Annotated in this window: 22 protein-coding genes; 15 read left to right on the forward strand and 7 right to left on the reverse strand. The window is 68.9% G+C overall.

The window, feature by feature from the left end:
• Positions 1-40: 40 nt before the first annotated feature.
• The gene (gene egtD / locus ACQ7HM_RS06235; protein ID WP_434215337.1) at positions 41-1024 is read left to right on the forward strand and encodes an L-histidine N(alpha)-methyltransferase; all 984 of its coding nucleotides are present in this window, start codon (positions 41-43) and stop codon (positions 1022-1024) included.
• A gap of 51 nt (positions 1025-1075) precedes the next feature.
• The gene (locus ACQ7HM_RS06240; protein WP_434215338.1) at positions 1076-1867 is read left to right on the forward strand and encodes a crotonase/enoyl-CoA hydratase family protein; all 792 of its coding nucleotides are present in this window, start codon (positions 1076-1078) and stop codon (positions 1865-1867) included.
• On the opposite strand, the gene ACQ7HM_RS06245 is transcribed toward ACQ7HM_RS06240, so the two are convergent.
• Positions 1868-2455 (reverse strand): TetR/AcrR family transcriptional regulator, encoded by a 588-nt coding sequence (locus ACQ7HM_RS06245; protein ID WP_434215339.1) that lies wholly within the window; start codon positions 2453-2455, stop codon positions 1868-1870.
• Between the two features lie 269 nt (positions 2456-2724).
• Here ACQ7HM_RS06245 and ACQ7HM_RS06250 point away from each other — a divergent pair, with 269 nt between their 5' ends.
• Complete coding sequence (locus ACQ7HM_RS06250) at positions 2725-4002, forward strand: cytochrome P450 (RefSeq protein WP_434215340.1); 1278 nt, start codon at positions 2725-2727, stop codon at positions 4000-4002.
• A complete protein-coding gene (locus tag ACQ7HM_RS06255) occupies positions 3999-4154 on the forward strand; it encodes a hypothetical protein (protein WP_434215341.1) in 156 nt (51 codons plus the stop codon). The genes ACQ7HM_RS06250 and ACQ7HM_RS06255 overlap by 4 nt, the downstream gene beginning before the upstream one ends.
• Before the next feature lie 325 nt (positions 4155-4479).
• Here the strand turns inward: ACQ7HM_RS06255 and ACQ7HM_RS06260 are convergent, their stop codons facing one another.
• From ACQ7HM_RS06260 to ACQ7HM_RS06270, 3 genes are read right to left on the reverse strand one after another with little or no spacing between them, the layout of a single operon-like run.
• Positions 4480-5103: a lipocalin family protein gene (locus tag ACQ7HM_RS06260; RefSeq protein ID WP_434215342.1), complete on the reverse strand. Its 624-nt coding sequence runs from the start codon at positions 5101-5103 to the stop codon at positions 4480-4482.
• Positions 5104-5113: 10 nt separating this feature from the next.
• Entirely contained in the window at positions 5114-6505 is a 1392-nt protein-coding gene (locus ACQ7HM_RS06265) for an NADP-dependent succinic semialdehyde dehydrogenase (protein ID WP_434215343.1), read from the reverse strand.
• Positions 6505-6729, reverse strand: coding sequence for a hypothetical protein (locus ACQ7HM_RS06270; protein ID WP_434215344.1), 225 nt, complete (start codon positions 6727-6729; stop codon positions 6505-6507). Before ACQ7HM_RS06270 ends, ACQ7HM_RS06265 begins: the two co-directional genes overlap by 1 nt.
• Positions 6730-6961: 232 nt before the next feature.
• On the opposite strand from ACQ7HM_RS06270, the gene ACQ7HM_RS06275 reads away from it, so the two are divergent.
• The gene (locus ACQ7HM_RS06275) at positions 6962-7924 is read left to right on the forward strand and encodes an AurF N-oxygenase family protein (RefSeq protein ID WP_434215345.1); all 963 of its coding nucleotides are present in this window, start codon (positions 6962-6964) and stop codon (positions 7922-7924) included.
• Here ACQ7HM_RS06275 and ACQ7HM_RS06280 read toward each other — a convergent pair.
• The gene (locus ACQ7HM_RS06280) at positions 7886-9673 is read right to left on the reverse strand and encodes a DUF7800 domain-containing protein (RefSeq protein WP_434215346.1); all 1788 of its coding nucleotides are present in this window, start codon (positions 9671-9673) and stop codon (positions 7886-7888) included. The two genes, ACQ7HM_RS06275 and ACQ7HM_RS06280, sit on opposite strands and share 39 nt — an antisense overlap.
• 82 nt (positions 9674-9755) lie before the next feature.
• The gene (locus ACQ7HM_RS06285) at positions 9756-10121 is read right to left on the reverse strand and encodes a DUF4873 domain-containing protein (RefSeq protein ID WP_434215347.1); all 366 of its coding nucleotides are present in this window, start codon (positions 10119-10121) and stop codon (positions 9756-9758) included.
• Positions 10122-10255: 134 nt separating this feature from the next.
• Between ACQ7HM_RS06285 and ACQ7HM_RS06290 the strand changes: the two genes are divergently transcribed.
• The 5 genes from ACQ7HM_RS06290 to nadB all read left to right on the forward strand — a co-directional run bounded on the left by ACQ7HM_RS06290 (position 10256) and on the right by nadB (position 16075).
• The gene (locus ACQ7HM_RS06290; protein WP_434215348.1) at positions 10256-11263 is read left to right on the forward strand and encodes a diiron oxygenase; all 1008 of its coding nucleotides are present in this window, start codon (positions 10256-10258) and stop codon (positions 11261-11263) included.
• Between the two features lie 112 nt (positions 11264-11375).
• Positions 11376-12362: an AurF N-oxygenase family protein gene (locus ACQ7HM_RS06295; protein WP_434215349.1), complete on the forward strand. Its 987-nt coding sequence runs from the start codon at positions 11376-11378 to the stop codon at positions 12360-12362.
• Between the two features lie 106 nt (positions 12363-12468).
• Positions 12469-13302, forward strand: a complete 834-nt coding sequence (locus tag ACQ7HM_RS06300; RefSeq protein WP_434215350.1) for an SDR family NAD(P)-dependent oxidoreductase — start codon at positions 12469-12471, stop codon at positions 13300-13302.
• The gene (locus ACQ7HM_RS06305) at positions 13299-14378 is read left to right on the forward strand and encodes a 2Fe-2S iron-sulfur cluster-binding protein (RefSeq protein WP_434215351.1); all 1080 of its coding nucleotides are present in this window, start codon (positions 13299-13301) and stop codon (positions 14376-14378) included. The genes ACQ7HM_RS06300 and ACQ7HM_RS06305 overlap by 4 nt, the downstream gene beginning before the upstream one ends.
• Before the next feature lie 89 nt (positions 14379-14467).
• The gene (gene nadB / locus ACQ7HM_RS06310) at positions 14468-16075 is read left to right on the forward strand and encodes an L-aspartate oxidase (RefSeq protein WP_434215352.1); all 1608 of its coding nucleotides are present in this window, start codon (positions 14468-14470) and stop codon (positions 16073-16075) included.
• A gap of 14 nt (positions 16076-16089) precedes the next feature.
• Here nadB and ACQ7HM_RS06315 read toward each other — a convergent pair whose 3' ends face one another.
• The gene (locus ACQ7HM_RS06315) at positions 16090-16950 is read right to left on the reverse strand and encodes an alpha/beta fold hydrolase (protein ID WP_434215353.1); all 861 of its coding nucleotides are present in this window, start codon (positions 16948-16950) and stop codon (positions 16090-16092) included.
• Between the two features lie 304 nt (positions 16951-17254).
• On the opposite strand from ACQ7HM_RS06315, the gene ACQ7HM_RS06320 reads away from it, so the two are divergent.
• The 5 genes from ACQ7HM_RS06320 (at position 17255) to ACQ7HM_RS06340 (ending at position 22338) form a co-directional block, all read left to right on the forward strand.
• On the forward strand, positions 17255-18397 hold the full coding sequence (locus tag ACQ7HM_RS06320) for an acyl-CoA dehydrogenase family protein (RefSeq protein WP_434215354.1): 1143 nt from the start codon (positions 17255-17257) through the stop codon (positions 18395-18397).
• A 212-nt stretch (positions 18398-18609) separates the two neighbouring features.
• The gene (locus ACQ7HM_RS06325) at positions 18610-19356 is read left to right on the forward strand and encodes a hypothetical protein (RefSeq protein ID WP_434215355.1); all 747 of its coding nucleotides are present in this window, start codon (positions 18610-18612) and stop codon (positions 19354-19356) included.
• A 119-nt stretch (positions 19357-19475) separates the two neighbouring features.
• Positions 19476-19769, forward strand: coding sequence for a metal-sensitive transcriptional regulator (locus ACQ7HM_RS06330; RefSeq protein WP_045821124.1), 294 nt, complete (start codon positions 19476-19478; stop codon positions 19767-19769).
• A 47-nt stretch (positions 19770-19816) separates the two neighbouring features.
• Positions 19817-20035, forward strand: coding sequence for a heavy-metal-associated domain-containing protein (locus ACQ7HM_RS06335; RefSeq protein ID WP_434215356.1), 219 nt, complete (start codon positions 19817-19819; stop codon positions 20033-20035).
• Positions 20032-22338: a heavy metal translocating P-type ATPase gene (locus ACQ7HM_RS06340; protein ID WP_434215357.1), complete on the forward strand. Its 2307-nt coding sequence runs from the start codon at positions 20032-20034 to the stop codon at positions 22336-22338. The genes ACQ7HM_RS06335 and ACQ7HM_RS06340 overlap by 4 nt, the downstream gene beginning before the upstream one ends.
• Positions 22339-22357 lie beyond the last annotated feature (19 nt).

The following is a 22357-nucleotide window of genomic DNA, read 5'->3' on the forward strand; positions in this document are numbered from 1 at the left end:
TCGACCTTGCTCCACCCTGAGCCCCTTGAGGAGGCAACCCGTGTCCCACCCCGTTTCGACCGTGGCACTCGAGATCCACATCGACCCCGACGAGGTCGACGAGGCCCTCGTCACCGATGTCCGAGCCGGTCTCACTGCGTCGCCGAAACATCTGCCGCCCAAGTGGTTCTACGACCAGCGCGGCAGTGAGCTGTTCGAGGTCATCACCACGCTCGACGAGTACTACCCGACCCGCACCGAGAAGGCGATCCTGGCCGCCCACGCCGACGACATCGCCGCCGCGACCGGGATGACCACGCTCGTCGAACTCGGATCGGGATCGTCGGAGAAGACCCGTCTGCTGCTCGATGCCGGCATCCGCGCGGGCACGTTGACCACCTATGTGCCGCAGGACGTCTCGGTCACCGCGCTGCAGGGCGCGGTCGACGAACTGGCCGTCGAGTACCCCGATCTCCGCGTGGCGGGCATCGTGAGCGACTTCATCGACACCGCCGCGTCGATCCCCGATCACCCCAACCGGACCGTCGCGTTCCTCGGTGGGACCCTGGGCAACCTCGTCCCCGCCGACAGGGCGGCCTTCCTGACCGGCGTCGCCGCCGCGTTGCGGCCCGGCGAACACCTCATCATCGGGGTGGGCCTCGTCGTCGACGAGTCGGTGGTGGTGCCCGCCTACGACGACGCCCGCGGTGTGACCGCCGACTTCAACCGCAACGTGTTGGCCGTGATCAACCGTCGCCTCGGCGGCGACTTCGATCTCGACGCCTTCGACCACGTCGCGTTGTTCGACACCGAGAACGAGTGGATCGAGATGCGGTTGCGTGCGCGCCGGGCGATGACCGTCCACGTGACCGACCTCGATCTCGAGGTCGAGTTCGCCGAGGGCGAGGAGATGCGGACCGAGATCTCCGCGAAGTTCCGCCGGTCGGGGATCACCGAGGAACTCACCGCCGCCGGTTTCGGGGTCGAGCAGATCTGGACCGACGCCGACGACCGCTTCGCCGTGGTGCTCGCCGAGAAGCACTGAGTTCATCGGCCCGCTCCCTTCTATGATGAAAACCATAGTAGGGTGCGGGCCATGACGACCGACCCCTCTCTCGCGACCCTGACCCTCGAGCGCGACGGCCACCTGCTGTTGATCGGGCTCAACCGCCCCGAGAAGCGCAACTCCTTCAACCGGGGGCTGCTCACCGATCTCGCTCGGGCCTACGCCATCGTCGAGGACGACCCCGAGGTGTGGTGCGGCGTGCTCTTCGCGCACGGCGCCGATTTCACCACCGGACTCGACCTCGCCGACGTGGGTGCGGCGCTGCTGGCGGGCGAGGTGCTCGTGCCCGAGGGGTCGCGCGACCCGTGGCGGCTCGACGGGCCGTGGACCACGCCGATCGTCGCCGCGGCGCAGGGCTGGGTGATGACGCTGGGGATCGAGCTGTTGCTCGCGGCCGACATCCGAGTCGCCGACACCACCGCGCGCTTCACCCAGCTCGAGGTGCAGCGCGGTATCTACCCGTTCGGCGGTGCGACCCTGCGATTCACCCGCGAGGCGGGATGGGGCAACGCGATGCGGTGGATGCTCACCGGCGACGAGTTCGACGCCGCGGAGGCCTTCCGGATCGGCCTCATCCAGGAGATCGCACCCGAGGGCGCCGCACGGGAGACCGCCGTGCGTATCGCGCGGTCGATCGTCGACAAGGCCGCCCCGTTGGGTGTGCGGGCAACCCTGGCGTCGGCACAGTCGGCGCTCCCGGACACCGCTCGTACCGTCGAGGCGTTGCAGCCGACCGTCGCCGGCCTGTTCACCACCGCCGACGGCGCCGAGGGTGTGACCTCGTTCGTCGAGCGCCGAGCGGCGCGCTTCACCGGGGCCTGATCAGGCGTTACGCTCCACGTCCCCGTTCGGCGCGTTCCCGTCGCCGCCGGCGACCTCGCGTCCGATCATGTGCAGCAGCTCGTCGATGCGTTCACGGATCGGGTCGGTGGTGATGTCGGTGGCGAGCACGCTGGCGAACATGGCGGTGCCCGCGGCGATGATGATCATCGCCAGGGCGTCGGTCTCGGCCTGATCGCGACGTGCCGGCGCGCCCTGTACGGCGTAGCGCTCGGCGGCCGGGCCGGCCAGCCCGGTCCAGAGCTGGTTCCGGAGGCCGGGATCCTGCTGGAACGTGCTGAGCAGGCCGGGCAGGGCCGAGCGCAGGTCGGGGTGTCCGAAGATCTGGTTGCTCTGTCGGATGAGGTCGTCGATCCAGCCGCCGGGTTCGTCGGTGCCGATGTCCTCCAGCACGATCCGGTCGTTGAGGACCGCGTGCAACACCAGCTCGGCCTTGGTCTCCCAGCGGCGATTGATGGTCGCTCGCGCGACGCCGGACTTGGCCGCGACGGCGCGGACGCTGAGGTCGTTCCAGCCCACCTCGACGAGCAGATCGCGCACCACCGGGAGCACCCGGGAGTCGATCGTCATGTCCCGCGGACGTCCGCCGCGAGGTGTCGGTGCGGCGGACGCGCCGGTCGTTCCGCCGCCCCGACCGTCCGGTTCTCCGGCTGATCCGAGAGCGGTCGACGAATTCGACGTGACCACACACACCCCTTCCTGATCCAGTGGTATCGTATCCATTGGTATCGGTACCAGTGGCATCGATACTACGCATACCCGTCTCGCCGACGGGCCGCCCTCACCGCTGCCGTGATCTGACGAAGAGATCGGCGGCGGGCCGTACCACCAGGAGACGAATGACCTCCCTCGATCGTATTGCCGGCGCCGCGACCGATCCCGCCGCCTGCCCGTTCATGCACGACGGGTTCGATTTCACCGACCCCGATCTGCTCGAGAAGGGGCTGCCGATCCACGAGTTCGCCCAGCTGCGCAAGACCGCGCCGGTGTGGTGGAACGCCCAGAAGCCGGGTAAGGGCGGTGGCTTCACCGACGGCGGGTACTGGGTGGTCAGCAAGCACGAGCACGTGCGCGACATCTCGAAGAACGACGCCCTGTGGTCGACCAACGACAACGGCGTGATCATGCGCTTCGAGGACACGATGCCGCCCGAGGCGCTCGAGATCACCAAGGCGTTGCTGATCAACCACGACCCGCCGGAGCACACCCGCCTCCGCAAGCTGGTGTCGCGGCTGTTCACCCCCCGTGCGGTGCACGGGCTCGAGGAGAAGCTGGCCACCGCGGCGGAGACGATCGTGAAGGAGGCCGCCGCGAACGGCCGCGGCGATTTCGTCCACCAGGTCGCCGTCGAGTTGCCGCTGCAGGCCATCGCCGATCTGCTCGGCGTCCCGCAGGAGGACCGCCACAAGCTCTTCGAGTGGTCGAACTCGATGATGAACGCCGACGACCCCGAGTTCACCGTCGACCCGACGACCGCCTCGGCGGAGGTGCTCGGGTACGCCTACCAGATGGCCGAGGCCCGCAAGACCTGCCCGGCCGAGGACATCGTGACCGAACTCGTCAACGCGGACTTCGACGGGGAAGCGTTGTCGGAGATCGAGTTCGGGTACTTCTTCATCCTGCTGTCGGTGGCCGGCAACGAGACCACCCGCAACGCGATCACCCACGGCATGAACGCCTTCCTCGACCACCCCGAGCAGTGGGAGCTCTACAAGCGCGAGCGCCCCACGACCGCGGCCGACGAGATCGTCCGATGGGCCACCCCGGTCAACTCGTTCCAGCGCACGGCGCGCGAGGACCTCGTGCTCGACGGCGTCGAGATCAAGAAGGGTGACCGCGTCGGGATGTTCTACGGCTCGGCCAACTACGACGAGGACGTCTTCACCGACCCGTTCACCTTCGACATCATGCGGGACCCCAACCCGCACGTCGGGTTCGGAGGCCACGGCACGCACTACTGCATCGGCGCGAACCTGGCGCGTATGGAGATCAACCTCATCTTCAACGCCATCGCCGACCACATGCCCGACATCACCAAGCTCGCCGAGCCCGAGCGGCTGCGGTCCGGCTGGCTCAACGGCGTGAAGCGGCTCGCGGTCGACTACGGGACGTCATGACGATCCTGGGACTCATCCTGATCGTCGTGGGGGTCATCATCCCGATCCAGTGGATGTGGATCATCGGCATCGTGCTGGCGGTCGTCGGTGTCGCATTGGCCTTCTCGGGCACACACGGTCGCGTGGTCGCCGGCCGGTCGCACTACTTCTGACCCACACTGCAGCTGCTGAGAACTGCCCCGAGGCAGGTGTCCGAGGGAACATTCCCCTCGGACCGAGCTCTCGGGGCAGTTTTCCGTTGTCTGCGTCGGATGCCGCCCGATCTCTGTCGAGATCGTCCCCCTGAGAGGTCGCCGACGGCATATCGCCGCCGGACCAGCCTCACGGGGACGATCTCAGCAGCGGCGCGAGGTCACCGTCGTGTAGTCGACACCGCCGGCCACGGCCACGTCAAGACATGGTCGCGCCGCACCGCCGCCCGACACGACGACGCCCCGCCGGGTGAACCCGGCGGGGCGTCGTGGTGGAGCGGGTGTGTCAGCGAACGAGCGCCAGGGGCGTCACGTTCGGGTACGCGCCGTCGATCGGCGTGGTGAGGAAGAGGTTCAGGTTGTAACCGCGCGAGACGATCACGTTCTTGATCTGCTTCCACTGCGCGCTCGAGACCTGCTTGTCGCGCTTGAGGACGAAGCCGGAGAGACGCTCGGGGCTGCCCACCAGCGCCCAGGAGTAGTCCGGCGCGATGTAGGTGACGATGTAGTTCGTCGGACCCGACTTCGAGCTCTGGAACGGCACGCCGGGGAAGCTGACGTGCAGCTGCGCCTTCGTCCGCTGGTCGTTGACGCGGGCGTTGCCGGTGATGCCGCTGCGCTGCCCGGTGAACTTGGTGCAGGTGTTCTCGACCTTGATGTTGTTCGCGTCGATCTGGGTGTAGCGCGCCTGGGTGTTGCGCAGGCAGTCGATGTTGAACGGCTGCGGGATCGCCGCGACCTGGTTCCACACACCGAGGTACCGAGCGACGTCGAGCTTCGCGATCGGGCCGAGCGGCGCCGCACTGGCACCCGCGGTACCCACGACGAGACCGAGAGCGGCCATCACCGCGACGATCATCGACACCACGACCGGGCGCCGACGCCCCCTGTTGACTCCCACCGTGCTCACGCGTTCTCCTTCACTCGTTCTTCCCCGTACGGGCGACCCAGACGGTCTTGACGTTACAGAACTCGTGGATGCCGAACTTCGCCAGCTCACGACCGTGACCACTGTTCTTGATGCCGCCGAACGAGATCTCCGGATATGACGTCGTCATGCCGTTGACGAAGACCTGTCCGGCCTCGAGCTCGTCGATGCAGCGCTCGATCTCGGCCTCATCGGTGGTCCAGACGTTGGAGCCCAACCCGAAGTCGGTGTCGTTGGCGATGCGCAGGGCGTCGTCGATGTCGGTGGCGCGGTACAGCGACGCCACCGGTCCGAAGACCTCCTCGCCGTAGATGTCCATCTCCGTGGTGATCTCGGAGATGACGGTCGGCGGGTAGAACCACCCCGGACCGTCGGGCACGGAACCGCCGGTGAGCACGGTCGCGCCCTTGGCCACCGCGTCGTCGACGAGATCGGTGACGTCGGTGCGGCCCTGCTCGGTGGCCAGCGGTCCGATGTCGGTGTCGTCGGCCGTCGGGTCGCCGACCTTCTGTGCGGCCATCTCGGCGACGAAGAGTTCGGCGAACTCGTCGTAGACGTCGGTGTGGACGATGAACCGCTTCGCGGCGATGCAGGACTGCCCGTTGTTCTGGCATCGCGCGGTGGTCGCGGTCTTCGCCGCGGCAGCGAGATCCGCCGACGGCAGCACCACGAACGGATCGGATCCGCCGAGCTCGAGCACGACCTTCTTCAACTGCGCGCCGGCGGTCTCACCGACCGCACGGCCGGCTCCCTCGCTGCCGGTCAGCGTCGCCGCCGCGACCCGGGAGTCGGTGAGGATGTCCTCGATCTGACCCGACGAGATCAGCAGCGTCTGGAACACGCCCTCGGGCAGGCCCGCCCGGCGGAACAGATCCTCGAGGTAGAGCGCGGTCTGCGGCACGTTCGACGCGTGCTTGAGCAGTCCGACATTGCCCGCCATCAGGCCGGGTCCCGCGAAACGGATGACCTGCCACAGCGGGAAGTTCCACGGCATGACCGCGAGGATCACGCCCAGCGGCTGGAAACGGTGCAGCGCCCGGGAGGCGTTGACCGCGTCGGCGTCGGCGATGTCGTCGGCCAACATCGCCGGGGCGGCGTCGGCGTAGTACCGCAATCCCTTGGCGCACTTGCCGATCTCCGCCTTGGCGGCGGTGATGGTCTTGCCCATCTCCGCGGTCATGGTGGCGGCCAGCGAATCGGTGTCGGCGTCGAGGATGTCGGCGGCACGACGCAGTCCCGCGGCGCGCTCGTCGAACCCGGTGTGCCGGTACTCGCGCGCGACCCGTGCGGCGGTGGCGATCTTCTCCTCGACCTCGGCGTCCGACAGGGCGTCGAACTCGCGGATCGTCTCGCCGGTCGCCGGGTTGATCGATGCGATCGCCATCAGTTGGTCGGTCCCGTCGACTCGTCGATGCCCTTCGAATCGTCGGTGCCCTCGGAGTCGTCGACGAACGCCCATTCGCCGTCGTGGTCGACCTCGAGGCGCCAGCCGAGTTCGCCGTTGTCCTCCTGGCTCTCCTTGAACCACGAGTACGCGTCCTCGGCGTTCTCGATGTCCTTGGTCGCGACGACGTCGCCGACGGGGTTGATGACTCGGTAATTGGCCATGGGTGCCTCCTGGGGAATCGGACGCCGAACCGTGCTCTCGAGTCGGTGCTGGTGATACGTGATCCACCCTACGGACCGTCGGTGACGTGGTGATGTCCACCGTCGACGACCGATCGTCGGGCATCGTCCAGTCGCCGGCTGTGACCCTTGACACCCGTCCGGCATCGGCGCAGGGTGATCGCTCAACGACTGTTGAGAGGCGCCGTGCCCGGCGTCGGGGAGGGGATCACCCGTGAGCGTCGACATCGACACCGCTCGGCACAAGGCGGGGACCGCGGGGCCGGGTGACCCGCGCACCACCGCGGAACGGTTGCTGCGCTCGACCGCCGACAACGCCCTCGACGGTGAGCTCGACATCGACTGGGACGCCCCGCTCGACCCCGACAAGGCGTGGCTGACCGAACGCCGCGGCACGCTGTTCGGCACGAAGATGTGGGATGCGCTGAGCACCGAACAGCAGCTGACGCTGGGCCGCGCCGAGGCGGTGGCGGTCCTGAGCTACGGCATCGTCGCCGAGATGGGACTGTGTAACAACCTGCTGCGCAGGGTCTTCCATGTCGAGGACTTCACCGAACCGCAGATGCTGTACTCGCTGACCGAGGTCGCCGAGGAGACGCGCCACTCGACGATGTTCGGGCGTCTCATCAACAAGGCCGAGATGCCTGCGTGGCCCGCCCCCGGGCCGCTGAACCGGGCGCTACGGCTCATGGGTTTCGTGCCCCACGGACCGCTCATCTTCGCGATCACCCTCATCGTCGAGGAGTTGCTCGACGCGGTGCAGCGCGAGGCCACCCGTGATGAGAACGTACAGCCCCACGTCCGTCAGATGATGCGCATCCACATCCTCGAGGAGGCGCGCCACATCACCTACGCGCGAACCGAACTCGTGCGAGCAATCGAGAACTGCGGGCCCGTCTCGCTCGCGATCAACCGGGTCCTCATCGGGCTGTTGGTGCTGATCGTGATGCCGACACTGATCGATCCCCGCGCGTACATCTCGGTCGGGATCTCACCGACCAGGGGGTGGCTGGTGGCCCAGCGTTCGCCGCACTATCGCGAGAACGCCACCTTCGCCTGCGGACCGATGCTGCGCTTCTTCGGCGAGGCCGGCCTCATCCGTGGCCGCGTCACCACGCTGCTGTACCGGGCGTCGCGCTCACTGCCCGAGGGGCTGCTGGCCTCGCTGCGCCGCTGAGACCCTCCCACCCGCGGTGAGATCGGCGACGTGGGTCTGCGACAACCGCTGTGCGCCATCGCCGTCGACGAACGCGTGCTCGACACGCACGCTGAGCCGTTCGCCGCTGACCGTCAACGACATCACGCCGTTGTCGAACCAGGGGCCGGCGGTGGCCTTCCACGACATCGCCGACGGGCCCGCCCCGGCCCGCTTCGCCAGGGCGCGCATCAGCTTCACCATCGGCGCCTTCACGGCGATCCGGTTGACCGCGCGCACGGGGCGCTCCAACGGATTCCGGAACGGCGACATCGTCAGCTGGCACAGCGTGGTGTCCGGTGTGGCGCGGCCGACGAGCTCGGCCTCGGCGACATACGAGCAGTGCACGTCGCCGGAGAGCCACACCACCGACGCCGGCGGATCGGCCCGCGAGGTGAGGTCGCCGACCAGATCGGCCATCGCGTCGAAGGAGTTGTCGAACGCCGCCCAGTGCTCGAGATCGAGTTCCAGACGCAGCTTCTCACCGAGCTTCGCCGCACGGGGACCCCACGCGCCCTGGGCGACCGCCTCGTTCCACTGCTCGAGATGATGCAGCGCGGGCAGCATCAGGTAGGGCAGCGACGTGCCGAACACGATGTGCCGCGCATCGGTCTCGGTGGCGACCGTCCGCAGCCACCGCCACTCGGTGTCGTCGAGCATCGTGCGGCGCTCGGGGTCGAGATCGCGGGAGCAGCGCGAGTCGATCACGATCAGACGGGTGTCGCCGAGATCGCGCACGAAACTCCATCGCGCGGAATCGGGTTCGGCGTCGGCGCGCAGCGCGAAATCGGCCAGTATCTGCTCGCGCTCGGCGTCGGTGGCCGCCCCGCGCACCGCCGCGTAGACGGGGTCGGCGGCGAGCGACTCCGGGGAGAGGTTGCCCAGGTGCTGATAGATCCAGTACGAGGTGAAGGCGCCCACGACCCGTCGCGGCCACCACGGGGCGACGGTGACGGTGCGACGCCAGTCCATCGACGAGTTCCAGTCGTCGCGCAGGTCGTGGTCGTCGAGGATCATGCAGCTCGGCACGGCCGCCATCAGGGCACGCACCTCCGGCGTCCCCCACGACTCCGCGTAGAGCCAGGTGTACTCCTCGAAGTCGCAGATCTCCTCGGCCACCTCGTCGTTCAGCTCGCCCCGGCCGACGGTGCCGCCGTGACCGCCGGTCTGCGCCCGGTGGCGGTGCAGGCGCGTGAGGATCTCCGGTGACGGGTCGTCGGCGTAGACCTGATCGCCCAGCAGCATCAGCAGATCGGGCCGGCGTTGCGGCGCCTCGGTGTTCACCCGGTGTGCGAGGCCGACCAACGCGTCGGCACCGATCCGGCCCAGTGACTCCTCGTCGTAGGTGTCGCCGCGACGGCAGGAGCCGAAGGCGATCGTGACGTCGGCCCCGACCGCCGCGGTCCGCAATCGGCACGGTTCGCCGTCGGGCGGCCACACCGCATCCGGCCCGGCGTCGTCGCCGAGGGTGACCGTGTAGTCGACCTGCGCATCGGGCGGCAGACCCTCGACCACCACGATCGCGTAGTGGTGCCCGCCGACTCCCCAGGTGTCGGTCTGCGCCGTCACGCCGACGGAGGTGTCGATGCGGACCCCGGTCGCCCGGTCGGTCTCGACCCAGACGGTCGCCCGCGACTCGTCGACGAACCGGAGGATGGGTCCCAGCACCAGTGCGGGGGCGCCACGGTCGGATCGGTCGTGGCGGCTGGGGTCGGTGTGCGCGAGCGTCATCACCCCACGTTTCCATCGAATCGGGCAATGCGCACACGCCTCGCCCACATCGGTTCCCGACGCGGGTGTCGACCGGGTGCGATCAGGCGGTCGCGGTGTCCGACTCGTCGGCGTCGATGTCGGTCGAGACGGCGAACGGCGGTGTCGACTTGCCGTTGATCCGGAAGCGGTCCCAGAAGTCGGGGTCGCCCAGGTAGGCCTCCTGGGCACTGTGCGGCGTCCTCACGATGACCCGAATGCGTTTGGCGTCGCCGACGGCGGCGGTGAGGCGCTCGTTCTTGCCCACGCGCCCGATCCACCGGTAGATGCCGTCGATGGGTTCGCGGTACCCCTTCATCTCGACCGTCACGGGGATCTCGACCCCCTTGATCACGATGGCCGCGTCGCCGCGGTAGTCGGAATCATCGTGCGGCGAGCGCGGCGTGGCACGTCCCAGATCCTCGGTCATGGCGCTGTCCCCTCTCCAGACTGCGGTGATGCGGCTTTCACTTCCGCCCGCATGTGCCTTGAATTACATATGAGCCCCGCATTACGTAGGATTCGGGGTCATATCGTGCAACAGATTCGCGAATGGGGATTGTGATGACTTCGAACATCGGACTCGACCGGGTCGGCGCGGCCGACACGGCCCCCGATGCCGATCGACGGCCCCGGCGTCGCTCCATCGCAGACCGCGAACGTGCCGCCCAGCGGTTCCTCATCGCCACCGTCGACGAGCGATTCGACGCCGACCTCGACATCGACTGGTCGGCCGCACCGTCGGAGACGGCCGCCTGGCTGCCCGAGCACCTCGTGTCGGTGTCGGGAACGCGCCTCTGGGAACGCATGCCCGCCGCGAAGCGGACCGAGCTCGCCCGTCGGGAACTGGTGAACCTGCTCACGCTGTGCGTGTTCGCGAACACCTCGCAGTCGATGCTCGAGTTCCGCCGCATCGGCGAGGACCAGACCCTCGCCGACGACACCGCGCGCTGGGGTTTCGCCACCATCAACGTCCGGACCACGAACACCGCGATGTTCGGCAGGCTCATCACCGTGACGGGGCTGCCCCCGCACCCGCACCCCCGGTTGGCGTGGCTCCTCGAGCGCTACACACTGCTGATCCCGGCGGGCGCGATGACCGCGTCGATCTACCTCATGGCCGAGTCCTGCACCCGTGCGCTGGTCACGACGTTGGCCGCCGACCGGTCGGTGCAGCCGCACGTACGCCAGGTCGCCGCGCTGCACGAACGGTCGACGCGTCGGCTCAGTGATTTCGCGCGTCTCGACTTCGAGGCCTCGATGGATCGCAAGGGGCCGCTGCGCACGTTCTTCTACTCGGTGGTGTCGGGTCTCGTGCTCCGCATGGTGGCCCGCACCCTGATCGCGCCCGAGGCCTACCGCGAGACCGGTCTCATGGTGCGACGCAGCCGGTGGGCCGCGCGGCGCAGCAGCCGTCGCGGCGCGCGTCTGGACCTGTTCTTCGCCGAGTACCTGGATCTGGCCCGGGCGCACGGTCTGTTCGGCGACGGTCTGAGCCGTCGGCTGGTGCGGATCGTCCCCGCCGCCTCGCGGCGTCCGGAGACCCTGCTGCCGGGGTCGGAGGATCGCTGATGCACGTCTTGACACCCTCTCTCAGCCCAGTACCGTTTACTCAACATCTGTCATGCCCACGCGCCGCGTGCGGTGTCCGAGCTCGTCAAACCCTGTGTGAGAGGAACTCATCGTGACCGTCGACAACTACGCGCCCGCCACCACGCCCGCAGGGCCCACGCAGTCGGAGATCGACGAGCGCATGGCGATCGCCGAGCGTCTGCTGCGCTCGACCGCGGATCGCGCCTACGACGGTGAGCTCGACATCGACTGGGACGCCGACATCGACCCCGAGAAGGCCTGGTCGACCGAGAAGCGCGGCACGCTCTTCGGCACCGAGCTCTACGAGGGACTCGACGATGCGCAGAAGCTGACGCTGAGCCGCGCCGAGGCCGTCGCGATCCTCACCTACGGCATCAACGCCGAGGTCGGTCTGTGCACCAACCTGCTGCGCGGGGTGTTCACCAACGACAACCTCGCCGACGAGCACACCCTGTACTCGCTCACCGAGATCGCCGAGGAGACCCGGCACTCGACCATGTTCGGTCGCCTCATCAACAAGACCGAGATGGAGCCCTACCGCCGCCCGAAGCTGCTGTCGATGCCGCTGCGGTTCATCGGCTTCATCCCCCACGGCCCGCTGGTCTACGCCGGCACGCTGCTCGTCGAGGAGGTGCTCGACCGTGTGCAGCGTGAGTCGATGGCCGACGAGACCATCCAGCCGCACGTGCGTCAGCTGATGAAGATCCACGTCCTCGAGGAGGCGCGGCACATCACCTTCGCGCGCAACGAGCTGATCCAGGCCACCGCCAAGTGCGGCCCGTTCGCCCTCGCCGTCAACCGTGTCCTGATCGCGCTGCTGACCCTGTTCGTGATGCCGACCCTCGTCGACTCGCAGGCCTACCGGTCGGTCGGCATCGGTCAGCTCGCCGGGTGGAAGGCGGCGCAGCGGTCGCCGCGCTACCGCGAGAACGCCACCTTCATGTGCGGACCCATGCTGACGTTCTTCTACGAGGCCGGTCTCATCAAGGGACGGCTGACCACGAAGATCTACAAGATGTCGCGGTCGCTGCCCGACGAGGTGCTCGCCGAGCTCGAGGGCCGTCGCCGCCGTCGCTGATCGGCCCTGGCGACAACACATCCGTGCGGGGTGACCCGTCCGGTCACTCTTGTCTGCCGTCCGGCAGCGGAACGAGATCGGTTCTACGAGAAAGCATGACACTGCGTTGAAGACACTTGTGGGCAAGACCGTGGTCGTGACCGGCGCCGGGTCGGGGATCGGTCGGAACCTGGCCCTCCAACTCGCGGACAAGGGTGCGCGCCTGGCCCTGTCCGACGTCGACCTCGACGCGGTGTCGGAGACGGTGGCGTTGTGCGAGAAGGCCGGCGCCGAGGCAGCACCGTTCGCCGTCGACGTCGCCGACCGCGATGCGATGTACGCCCATGCCGAGGACGTGCGCAGCCGCTTCGGTGGCGCGAACGTCATCATCAACAACGCCGGCGTCTCGCTGAGCGCCTCCATCGTCGACATGACGTGGGAGGACTTCGACTGGATCATGGGCATCGACTTCTGGGGTGTCGCACACGGCACGAAGGCGTTCCTGCCCGACCTCATCGCCTCCGGTGACGGTCACGTGGTGAACGTGTCGTCGGTGTTCGGCCTCATGTCGATCCCGGCTCAGAGCGCCTACAACGCAGCCAAGTTCGCCGTCCGCGGGTTCACCGGGTCGCTCCGGCAGGAGATGATCAGCGCCGGACACAACGTGGGTGTGACGTGCGTACACCCGGGTGGCATCAAGACCGGCATCGTCCGCAACGGACGGCAGAGCGGCGAGTTCGCCCAGGACCTCAAGGTCAAGGACGACAACTTCCAGAAGATCGCCTTCACCCGACCGCAGACCGCGGCGAGGAAGATCATCAGGGGCATCGAGAAGAACAAGCCGAAGGTGCTCATCGGCCCCGACGCGCGACTGTTCGACGCCCTCCCGCGACTGCTCGGCGGCCGCTACCAGGACGTGATGGCCCGACCGATGGCCGCAGGCCAGCGCATCGGCCAGTGAGCGCGTCCGACACGCCGGAGCAGGCGGCGGCGAGCCGGCTCGAGAGCCGCGCCCACGAACTCGAGGTCGTCGACGTCATCCGCGAGACCCCCGACTCGGTCTCCATCGTCTTCGAGGTCCCCGACCGCATCCTCAGCCGGTTCCGGTACCACCCCGGGCAGTTCCTCACCCTGAAGATCCCCGGTGCCGACGGCTCGGGAACCGCTGTCGCGCGGTGCTATTCGATGTCGAGCTCGCCACATCTCGACGACGACCTCATCGTGACGGTCAAGCGGGTCGACGGCGGCGTGGCCTCGGGATGGCTGTGCGACAACGTCACCGTCGGCGAACGGATCACCGTGCTCAGCCCGTCGGGGTCGTTCTACCCGCGCTCCTACGCCAACGACCTCCTGCTCGTGGGCGCGGGCAGCGGCATCACCCCGCTGATGTCGATCGCGAAGTCGACCCTCATCGGCGGTCTGTCGTCGGTGCACCTCATCTACGCCAACCGCGACGCCGATTCCGCGATCTTCTCCGCCGAGATCGACGAGATGGTCGCCGAGTTCCCCGACCGATTCGCCGTCACGCACTGGCTCGAGACCGAGCGCGGTCTGCCCGACTCCGCGGCGATGGCCGACCTCATGCGTGACATGGCCGATCGGGAGTTGTTCATCTGTGGGCCGCCGCCGTTCATGGCGGTGGTCGAGGAGACCGCCGAGCAGATCGGCATCCCGGCCGCGCTCACCCACACCGAGCGCTACATCTCTCTCTCGGGCGACCCGTTCAGCGAGATCGAGGTGTCGGTCTCCAGCGGCGACGACGACGCGTCGGTCGCGGTGACGCTGGCGGGGAACTCGATCGACCTCGCCTGGCCGCGGTCGGCGACGCTGCTCGACGTGCTGCTCGCCGCGGGGCACGACGCCCCGTTCTCGTGCCGTGAGGGGGAGTGCAGTTCGTGTGCCTGCCGCGTGGTCAGCGGCGAGGTCCACATGCGCAAGAACGACACCCTCGTCGACTCCGATCTCGCGATGGGACTCACCCTGGCCTGCCAGGCGGTGCCCGTCTCCGACGAGGTCACCGTCACCTTCGACACCTGAGTCACCCGGATCCCCGACACCGGCGTAGCGTGAAGCCATGGTTTTCGACTCACAGTCGAAAACTGCGGACGATGCAGCCGGGAGGCGCCATGACACACGACGGGGATCGCGCCGACCTGGTGGTCGTCGGCGCCGGCGTCGCAGGTCTCACCGCCGCGATCCACGCCGCCGAACTCGGCCTCACGGTGATCGTGACGACGAAGGGATCGCGACGCACTCCCGGGGCGGACACCTCGACGCGGTACGCCCAGGGCGGGATCGCCGTCGTCGACCCCACCGATCCGGCCGACTCGATCGACGTGCACCTGACCGACACCCTGTCCGCCGGTGCCGGGCACACCGATCCTCTCGCCGCCCGGTCGATCCTCGCCGACGGACCCGACGCCGTCGCGGCGTTGATCGCCTGGGGGGCGCGGTTCGACGCCCACGCCGACGGCATGCTGCGCCGCACCCGCGAAGGCGGACACGGGGTCCGGCGGATCATCCACGCCGGCGGTGACGCCACCGGCGCCGAGGTGGAGCGCGCCCTGTGGGAGGCGCTGCGCCCGCACATGGTGTCCGGACGCGTGGGTGTCCGCGCCGAGACCATGGTCATCGCCGTCGACACCGACCTCGACGGACGCGCGATCGGGGTGACCGCACGCGACGGGACGGGCCGCGCGGTGGCCCTCCGCGCGCCGACCGTGCTCCTCGCGACCGGCGGCATCGGCCAGATCTACGCGGCCACCACCAATCCCGAGGGATCGATGGGCGACGGTGTCGCGCTGGCGCTGCGGGCCGGAGCCGCGGTCGCCGACCTCGAGTTCGTGCAGTTCCACCCGACGATGCTCCACACACCGGGCGCGCGGGGCCGTCGCACGCTCATCAGCGAGGCCGTCCGTGGTGAGGGCGCCCGTCTCGTCGACGCCGACGGCGTCTCGATCACCGAGGGCGTCCACCCGCTCGGCGATCTCGCCCCCCGCGACGTCGTCGCGCACGCCGTGCACACCGCGATGGTGGCCTCGGGTCGGGATTGCATGTTCCTCGACGCCCGCGATGTACCCGATGTCGCACAACGGTTCCCGACGGTGACCGCCGGCGTCCGGGCCATCGGCCTCGACCCCGCGGTCGATCCGATCCCCGTCGTGCCGGGGGCGCATTACCTCTGCGGTGGCGTGGCCACCGGCGATCGCGGCGACACCACCGTCGAGGGATTGTTCGCCGCGGGCGAGGTCGCACGTACCGGGCTGCACGGAGCGAACCGGCTGGCGTCGAACAGTCTGCTCGAGGGCCTGGTGATGGGTCGCCGCGTCGCGCGGGCGGCAGCCGATCGCGCCGGCACCCCGATCACCCCGACCGACGTCGAGATGCTCACCCGCGCAGCACGATGCGACCGGACGACTCTGCAGGACGCGATGTCGGCCGGTGCCGGCGTGACGCGTGACGCCGCGGGTCTGACCGCGGTCGCGGACCTGGTCGCGGCGGCGAAGGTCCGACCGTTGCGCTCGTTCTCCGATGTCGCCGACGCCGCGGCGACGATGGTCGCGGGTGCGGTGGTCGCGGCGGCACTGCGGCGGGACGAGTCGCGCGGATGTCATCGCCGTGCCGACCGTCCGCTCACCGATCCGGTGTCCCGTCTCGAGTGGGCGCGCATCGACGAACCGGTCGGGATGCGATGGGATGCAGCAGATCCGGTCGGGAGCCCGGTCGTCGCCTGAGTCGGCGCGCGCCGTCAGTCGCGCAGGTCGCCCACGAAGTCGACGACGGCGGCGGTGAACGCGTCGTTGTCGTCGCCGGCCGCGGTGTGCCCGGCGTCGCGCAGTTCGGCGACCCGGGCGTGGGGCACCCGTTCGAGGAACGCCCGCAGCACCTCCTCGGGCACCACGTCGGAGAGCTTGCCGCGCACCACCATGATCGGGATGTCGAGCCCGGCTGCGGCGTCGTCGAGGTAGTCGGTGGGGATCCGGTCGAGGGTCTCCTGATCGATGACCCGCGGGTCCCAGTGCCAGTACCAGCGGCCGTCGGGACGTCTGCGCAGGTTGCGCGTGAGACCGGCTGTGCTGCGCGGCCGTTCGCGGTGCGGCAGGTACCCCGCGACCGCGTCGGCGGCCGCCTCGAGGGAGTCGAAGCCCTCCATCCCCGAGCGCATGAAGTGTCGTATCCGTGCGCTGCCGGCGCGGTCGTAGCGCGGCACGACATCGACGAGGACGAGGGCGGAGACCACGTCGGGCCCGAACCGGTCGGCCACGGTGATACCGGTGAGACCCCCGACGCTGGCACCGATCAGCGTGACCGGTCCACCGATCTCGGCGATGACCGTGTGGACGTCGTCGGCGAACATCTCGATGCTGTAGAAACCGTCGGGCGACCATTCGCTGTCCCCGTGTCCGCGACAGTCGAGGGTCACCACGCGCATGCCCGCGGCGGCGAGCAGTTCGCCCGTCGCCTTCCACGACCACCGTGTCTGACCGCCGCCGTGCAGCATCACCGCGGTGCCCGAGGCGGGTCCGGAGGGTTCCCAGCGCGTGCCGCACAGGCGCACACCGTCGGCCGCGGTGAAGTGGACGGTTTCCGATGTCGCGGTCGCGTTCACCGCCACCCCCTCGTTCTCCAGTGGTGTCCGGCCCGTCCCCGACAGACCGGTGTCGGATCGAACGGTATTCCACCCCCGCGGGCGACGACGGGGCAGGTCACCGCGTCGCCGGTGCACACCTCGTGTGTCCCTGTCGCAGCCGAACTGAATCGATTGTCAGAAAGCTCAGGGGTGGCGTAACCTCGGTTTCACGAGCGTTCGCTCGGTGGGCTGCCAATGTGCTGTGCCCCCGAGCCGCCCGGTATCGGTTCCCGCAACCGAGTTCTCGTACCGATCGATTCACCGCGACCGAGGGACACCCCACATGAAGCGCCTCATCTTCGAATCCGAACACGATCAGCTGCGCGCGTCGGCGAAGGCTTTCGTCGACCGTGAGATCGCGCCCTACGCCGAGCAGTGGGAACGCGACGGCATCATCGACCGCGAGGTGTTCAAGAAGGCCGGCGAGTCCGGTCTCGTCGGCTTCTACATGCCCGAGGAGTACGGCGGCTCCGACATCGACGACTTCCGTTTCAACGCGGTCGTGATCGAGGAGATGGCGAAGTTCGGTTCGCGTGCCCCGGCGTTCACGCTGCAGAACGACGTGATCGGGCCCTACTTCAAGAAGCTGTGCACCGACGAGCAGAAGCAGCGCTGGATCCCCGGCTTCGCCTCGGGCGAGATCATCGGCGCCATCGCGATGACCGAGCCGGGCGCCGGCAGCGACCTCGCCGGCATCAAGACCTCGGCGGTCCTCGACGGCGATCACTGGGTGCTCAACGGTGCCAAGACCTTCATCTCGTGCGGCATCAACGCCGACCTCGTCATCGTGGTCACCCGCACCGACCCCGAGGCCGGACACAAGGGCTTCACCCTGCTCGCCGTCGAGCGCGGCATGGAGGGTTTCGAGCGCGGTCGCAACCTCGACAAGATGGGCCAGCATGCCCAGGACACCGCGGAGCTGAGCTTCACCGACGTGCGGGTGCCGGTCGCCAACGTCGTCGGCGAGGTGAACAAGGGCTTCTATCACCTGATGCACAACCTGCCCTCGGAGCGACTGGCCATCGGGGTCGGCGCCGTCGCCGGCGCCCGCAAGGCGTTCGAGGACACACTCACCTACGTCGCCGAGCGCAAGGCGTTCGGCCAGTCCATCGGGTCGTTCCAGGCCAACCGCCACAAGATCGCCGAGATCGCCACCGAACTCGACATCGCGCAGGCGTTCGTCGACCGCTGCATCCAGGGCGCGGTCGACGGTGAGCTCACCGCAGTCGACGCCTCGAAGGCGAAGTGGTGGTGCACCGAACTCGCCAAGCGCATCGTCGACACCTGCCTGCAGCTGCACGGCGGCTACGGCTACATGGCCGAGTACTCCATCTCGCGGGCGTACACCGACGTGCGGATCGAGACCATCTACGGCGGCACCACCGAGATCATGAAGGACATCATCGGTCGCGACCTCGGCTTCTGAGGCGATCCCCGACCCGTCGGACGCGGTGACAGACCTCAGCCGATCGATTGATCTTTCGACCGGCCGTCGAACGAATGCGACACCGACGGCCCCGGATGTGGTCTGTTCGCACTAGTCTGTGCGGCAGGGGACCGTGGTGGCGCCCTGCTCCGGTGTCCGTTCGCGGCCCAGAACAGGCGAGCCGCGGTGATGTGGGTCTGGGGGTAGCGGCAATGCACGATGGATGTTGGTCGACGGTGATCTGTACCGGCGCGGAGCGCTCGGCACTCGGTGACACCACCGACACCGGCTGGGTGCTGGGGTGTCGCCTCAGCATCGGCCACCGCGGCGATCATGCGACCGACGCCGAGGTCGTGCCGCGCTTCGACCGCCGGCTCTGGCTCGAGTGGAACGACCGCGACCAGCACGCCCAGTCCCTCATCGACCGCAACCCGTGCTCCGCGCCGGGCCGGTGCATGTTGTTCGAGGGTCACGGCGGCGACCACTGGTTCGCCCCCGTCAACGGCCACGCACCGTCGGTCGGTGGAGGGCGTCGCCACGTCGGCGGCCCGAACGCCCCCGGTCTCGACACCTCCGGCCCCGACATCCGCGCCGACACCAACGGCCACGGCTCGACCACCACCGTCGCCCGTTTCGCCCACCCCGAGCCGCCGGCGCCCGCAGATCCCCTGTTCGACCCGCCTCGCCTCGAGGCGCCCCGCCCCGCGGCGCCGTCGGGCGACGCCCCCGGACGGCCCTTCCCCAGTGGCGACATCCCGACGGGCGACCACCCGACCGGGGACATCCCCAACCTGCGCAGTCGCGCCGTCCGGACCACCCCGGACGTCGATGCCCACCGCGACGTCCCCGCCGGCCCGTCGGTGGCCGATGCGCTCGACGAGGTCGTGGCGGCGCTGTCGCGTCTCGCCGAGGCCGTGCGCCTCGAACGCTCCCGACCCGAGGGTCGCACCGACCGCTGACCGGCGCACGCAGCGTCGCTCGCTCCCGCTGCTCTGCCGCATACGGTAGGGGGGTACCGTAACCAACCCTTCGGGTGTATACCTGATGGGGGTATCACGCCGGTGAAAGGGATCGCGGTATGGACGGTGCACAGCACGGCTACATCCAGCGCAAGGACGACTACCTCAAGCGTCTGCGCAGGATCGAGGGCCAGGCACGCGGACTGCAGCGGATGGTCGACGAGGAGGCCTACTGCATCGACATCCTGACTCAGGTCACCGCGATGACGAAGGCGCTGCAGGCGGTCAGCCTCGGTCTGCTCGAAGAACACATGAACCACTGCGTGATCAACGCCGCTCAGGAGAGCGACGACCTCGGCCAGGTGAAGGTGCGTGAGGCGATGGACGCCATCACCCGCCTCGTCAAGTCCTGAGTACGAGCCACGTCCTGAGTACCAGCCACGTCCCGAAGGGAGACATCATGAACGACGACACGACCACGACCTACACCGTGCGCGGGATGACCTGCGAACACTGCGTTGCCTCGGTGACCGAGGAGGTCTCCGAGGTGCCCGGCGTGAGCGAGGTCGCCGTCGACCTGGCCTCGGGCGCGGTGACGGTGCGCGGTTCCGGACCGATCGACGACGCGGCGATCGCCGCGGCGGTGACCGAGGCCGGGTACGAGCTGGTCGCATCGTGACCGCCCCCGGCGAGACGGTCGCCGACACCGACGATCGTTCGGTGGCCGTCTTCGACATCTCAGGCATGACCTGTGCCTCCTGCGCCTCGCGCATCGAACGCAAACTCAACAAGGTCGACGGCGTACACGCGACGGTGAACTTCGCGACCGAGACCGCACAGGTGCATCATCCGGAATCGGTCAGCACGTCCGATCTCACCGGTGTCGTTGCCGCCGCCGGCTATTCGGCGTCGACACGACGACCTCCGCACGCCCGCCACGACGACACCGAGGACGAGCACGGCGGTGATCACGCCGATCACATGGACCACGGCGGGGACGCCGCGGCTCTGCGGCAGCGGCTGATCATCAGTGCGGCGCTGAGCATCCCGGTGGTCGCGTTGGCGATGATCCCGGCGATCCAGTTCGACAACTGGCAGTGGCTCTCGCTCACCCTGGCCGCGCCGGTCGTGGTGTGGGGCGCCTGGCCGTTCCACCGCGCCACGTGGACCAACGCGCGCCACGGCGCCACCACGATGGACACCCTCGTGTCGATCGGCATCCTCGCCGCGTTCGGGTGGTCGCTCTACGCCCTCTTCTTCGGTTCGGCCGGCATGACCGGTATGCGCCACGGCTTCTCGTTCACCCTCGAACGCGGTGACGCCTCGGCGAACATCTACCTCGAGGTCGCCGCGGGCGTCACGACGTTCCTGTTGGCGGGGCGTTTCCTCGAGGCCCGTTCGACACGGCAGGCCGGCGCCGCGATGCGTTCCCTCGCCGAACTCGGCGCGAAACAGGCGACGATCCTCGTCGACGGGCCCGACGGACCGGTCGAGAAGACCGTCGACACCGCGGATCTCGTCGTCGGTGACCGCTTCGTCGTGCGACCCGGGGAGAAGATCGCGACCGACGGTGAGGTCGTGTCGGGGACGTCGGCGATCGACGCGTCGGTGATCACCGGTGAATCGGTTCCCGTCGATGTCGGTCCGGGCGCCAGGGTGGTCGGCGCGACCGTCAACACCTCGGGCAGCATCACCGTCCGGGCCACCACCGTCGGTGCCGACACCCAGATCGCGCAGATCGCGCGGTTGGTGGAGGATGCGCAGAACGGCAAGGCCGCCATCGCGCGTCTCGCCGACGCCATCTCGGCGTGGTTCGTGCCGGTGGTCCTCGCCCTGGCCGTCGTCACCTTCGCCGCATGGCTCCTCGCCGGGGGCGGGCTGTCGGCGGCGTTCACCGCCGCGGTCGCCGTGCTCATCATCGCGTGCCCGTGCGCCCTGGGGTTGGCCACGCCGACCGCGTTGATGGCCGGCACCGGCCGCGGCGCGCAGATGGGCATCCTCATCCGGGGACCCCAGGTGCTCGAACGCGCCGGACGCGTCGACACGATCGTGCTCGACAAGACAGGCACCGTCACCACCGGGGTCATGACCGTCACCGACGTCGTCGGCTCCCTCGGTGCCGATGCCGACCGGGTTCTCGAGGTCGCCGCGTCGGTCGAGAGCCTCTCCGAACACCCCATCGCGCGCGCCATCGCCGCGGCGGGGCGCACGAGCTTCCGCAACCTCACGCAGGCAAGCGATTTCGACAATGTCGCCGGTCACGGCGTGCGGGGCCGTGTGCACGGTGTCGAGGTCGTCGCCGGACGTGTCGCGTGGGTCGCGCAGGAGACCGGCGGCGACATCGACGACGACCTGCGGTCGCGGATCGAGGCGGCCGAGGGCGCCGGTGCCACCGCCATCGCGGTCGGATGGGGCGACGCCGTCCGCGGCGCGGTGGTGGTGTCCGACGAGGTGAAACCCGGTGCCACCGAGGCGATCACCCGGTTGCGGGAACTCGGTCTCACGCCTGTGCTGCTGACCGGTGACAACGAGGGCGCCGCGCGATCGGTGGCGGCCCAGGTCGGCATCGACGTGGTCCACGCCGGTGTCGTACCCGAGCAGAAGGTGTCGATCGTGCGGGACCTGCAGGCCGGCGGTGCCCGTGTCGCGATGGTCGGCGACGGCGTCAACGACGCGGCCGCCCTGGCCCAGGCCGATCTCGGTCTGTCCATGGGAACCGGCACCGACGTCGCCATCGAGGCGTCCGACCTGACCCTCATGTCGGGTGACCTGCGTGTCGCGGTCGACGCGATCACGCTGTCCCGCAGGACCCTGTCGACGATCCGGGCGAACCTGTTCTGGGCGTTCGGGTACAACGTGGCCGCCCTGCCGCTGGCCGCGTCGGGACTGCTCAACCCGATGTTCGCAGGGGCGGCGATGGCGTTCTCGTCGGTGTTCGTGGTGGCGAACAGCCTGCGGTTGCGCAGTTTCGGGCGGCGTTAGCAGTTCTCGGCAGCGACGA

Origin of the sequence: Williamsia sp. MIQD14, from assembly GCF_051025635.1 — a bacterium.
Lineage (GTDB): Bacteria > Actinomycetota > Actinomycetes > Mycobacteriales > Mycobacteriaceae > Williamsia_A.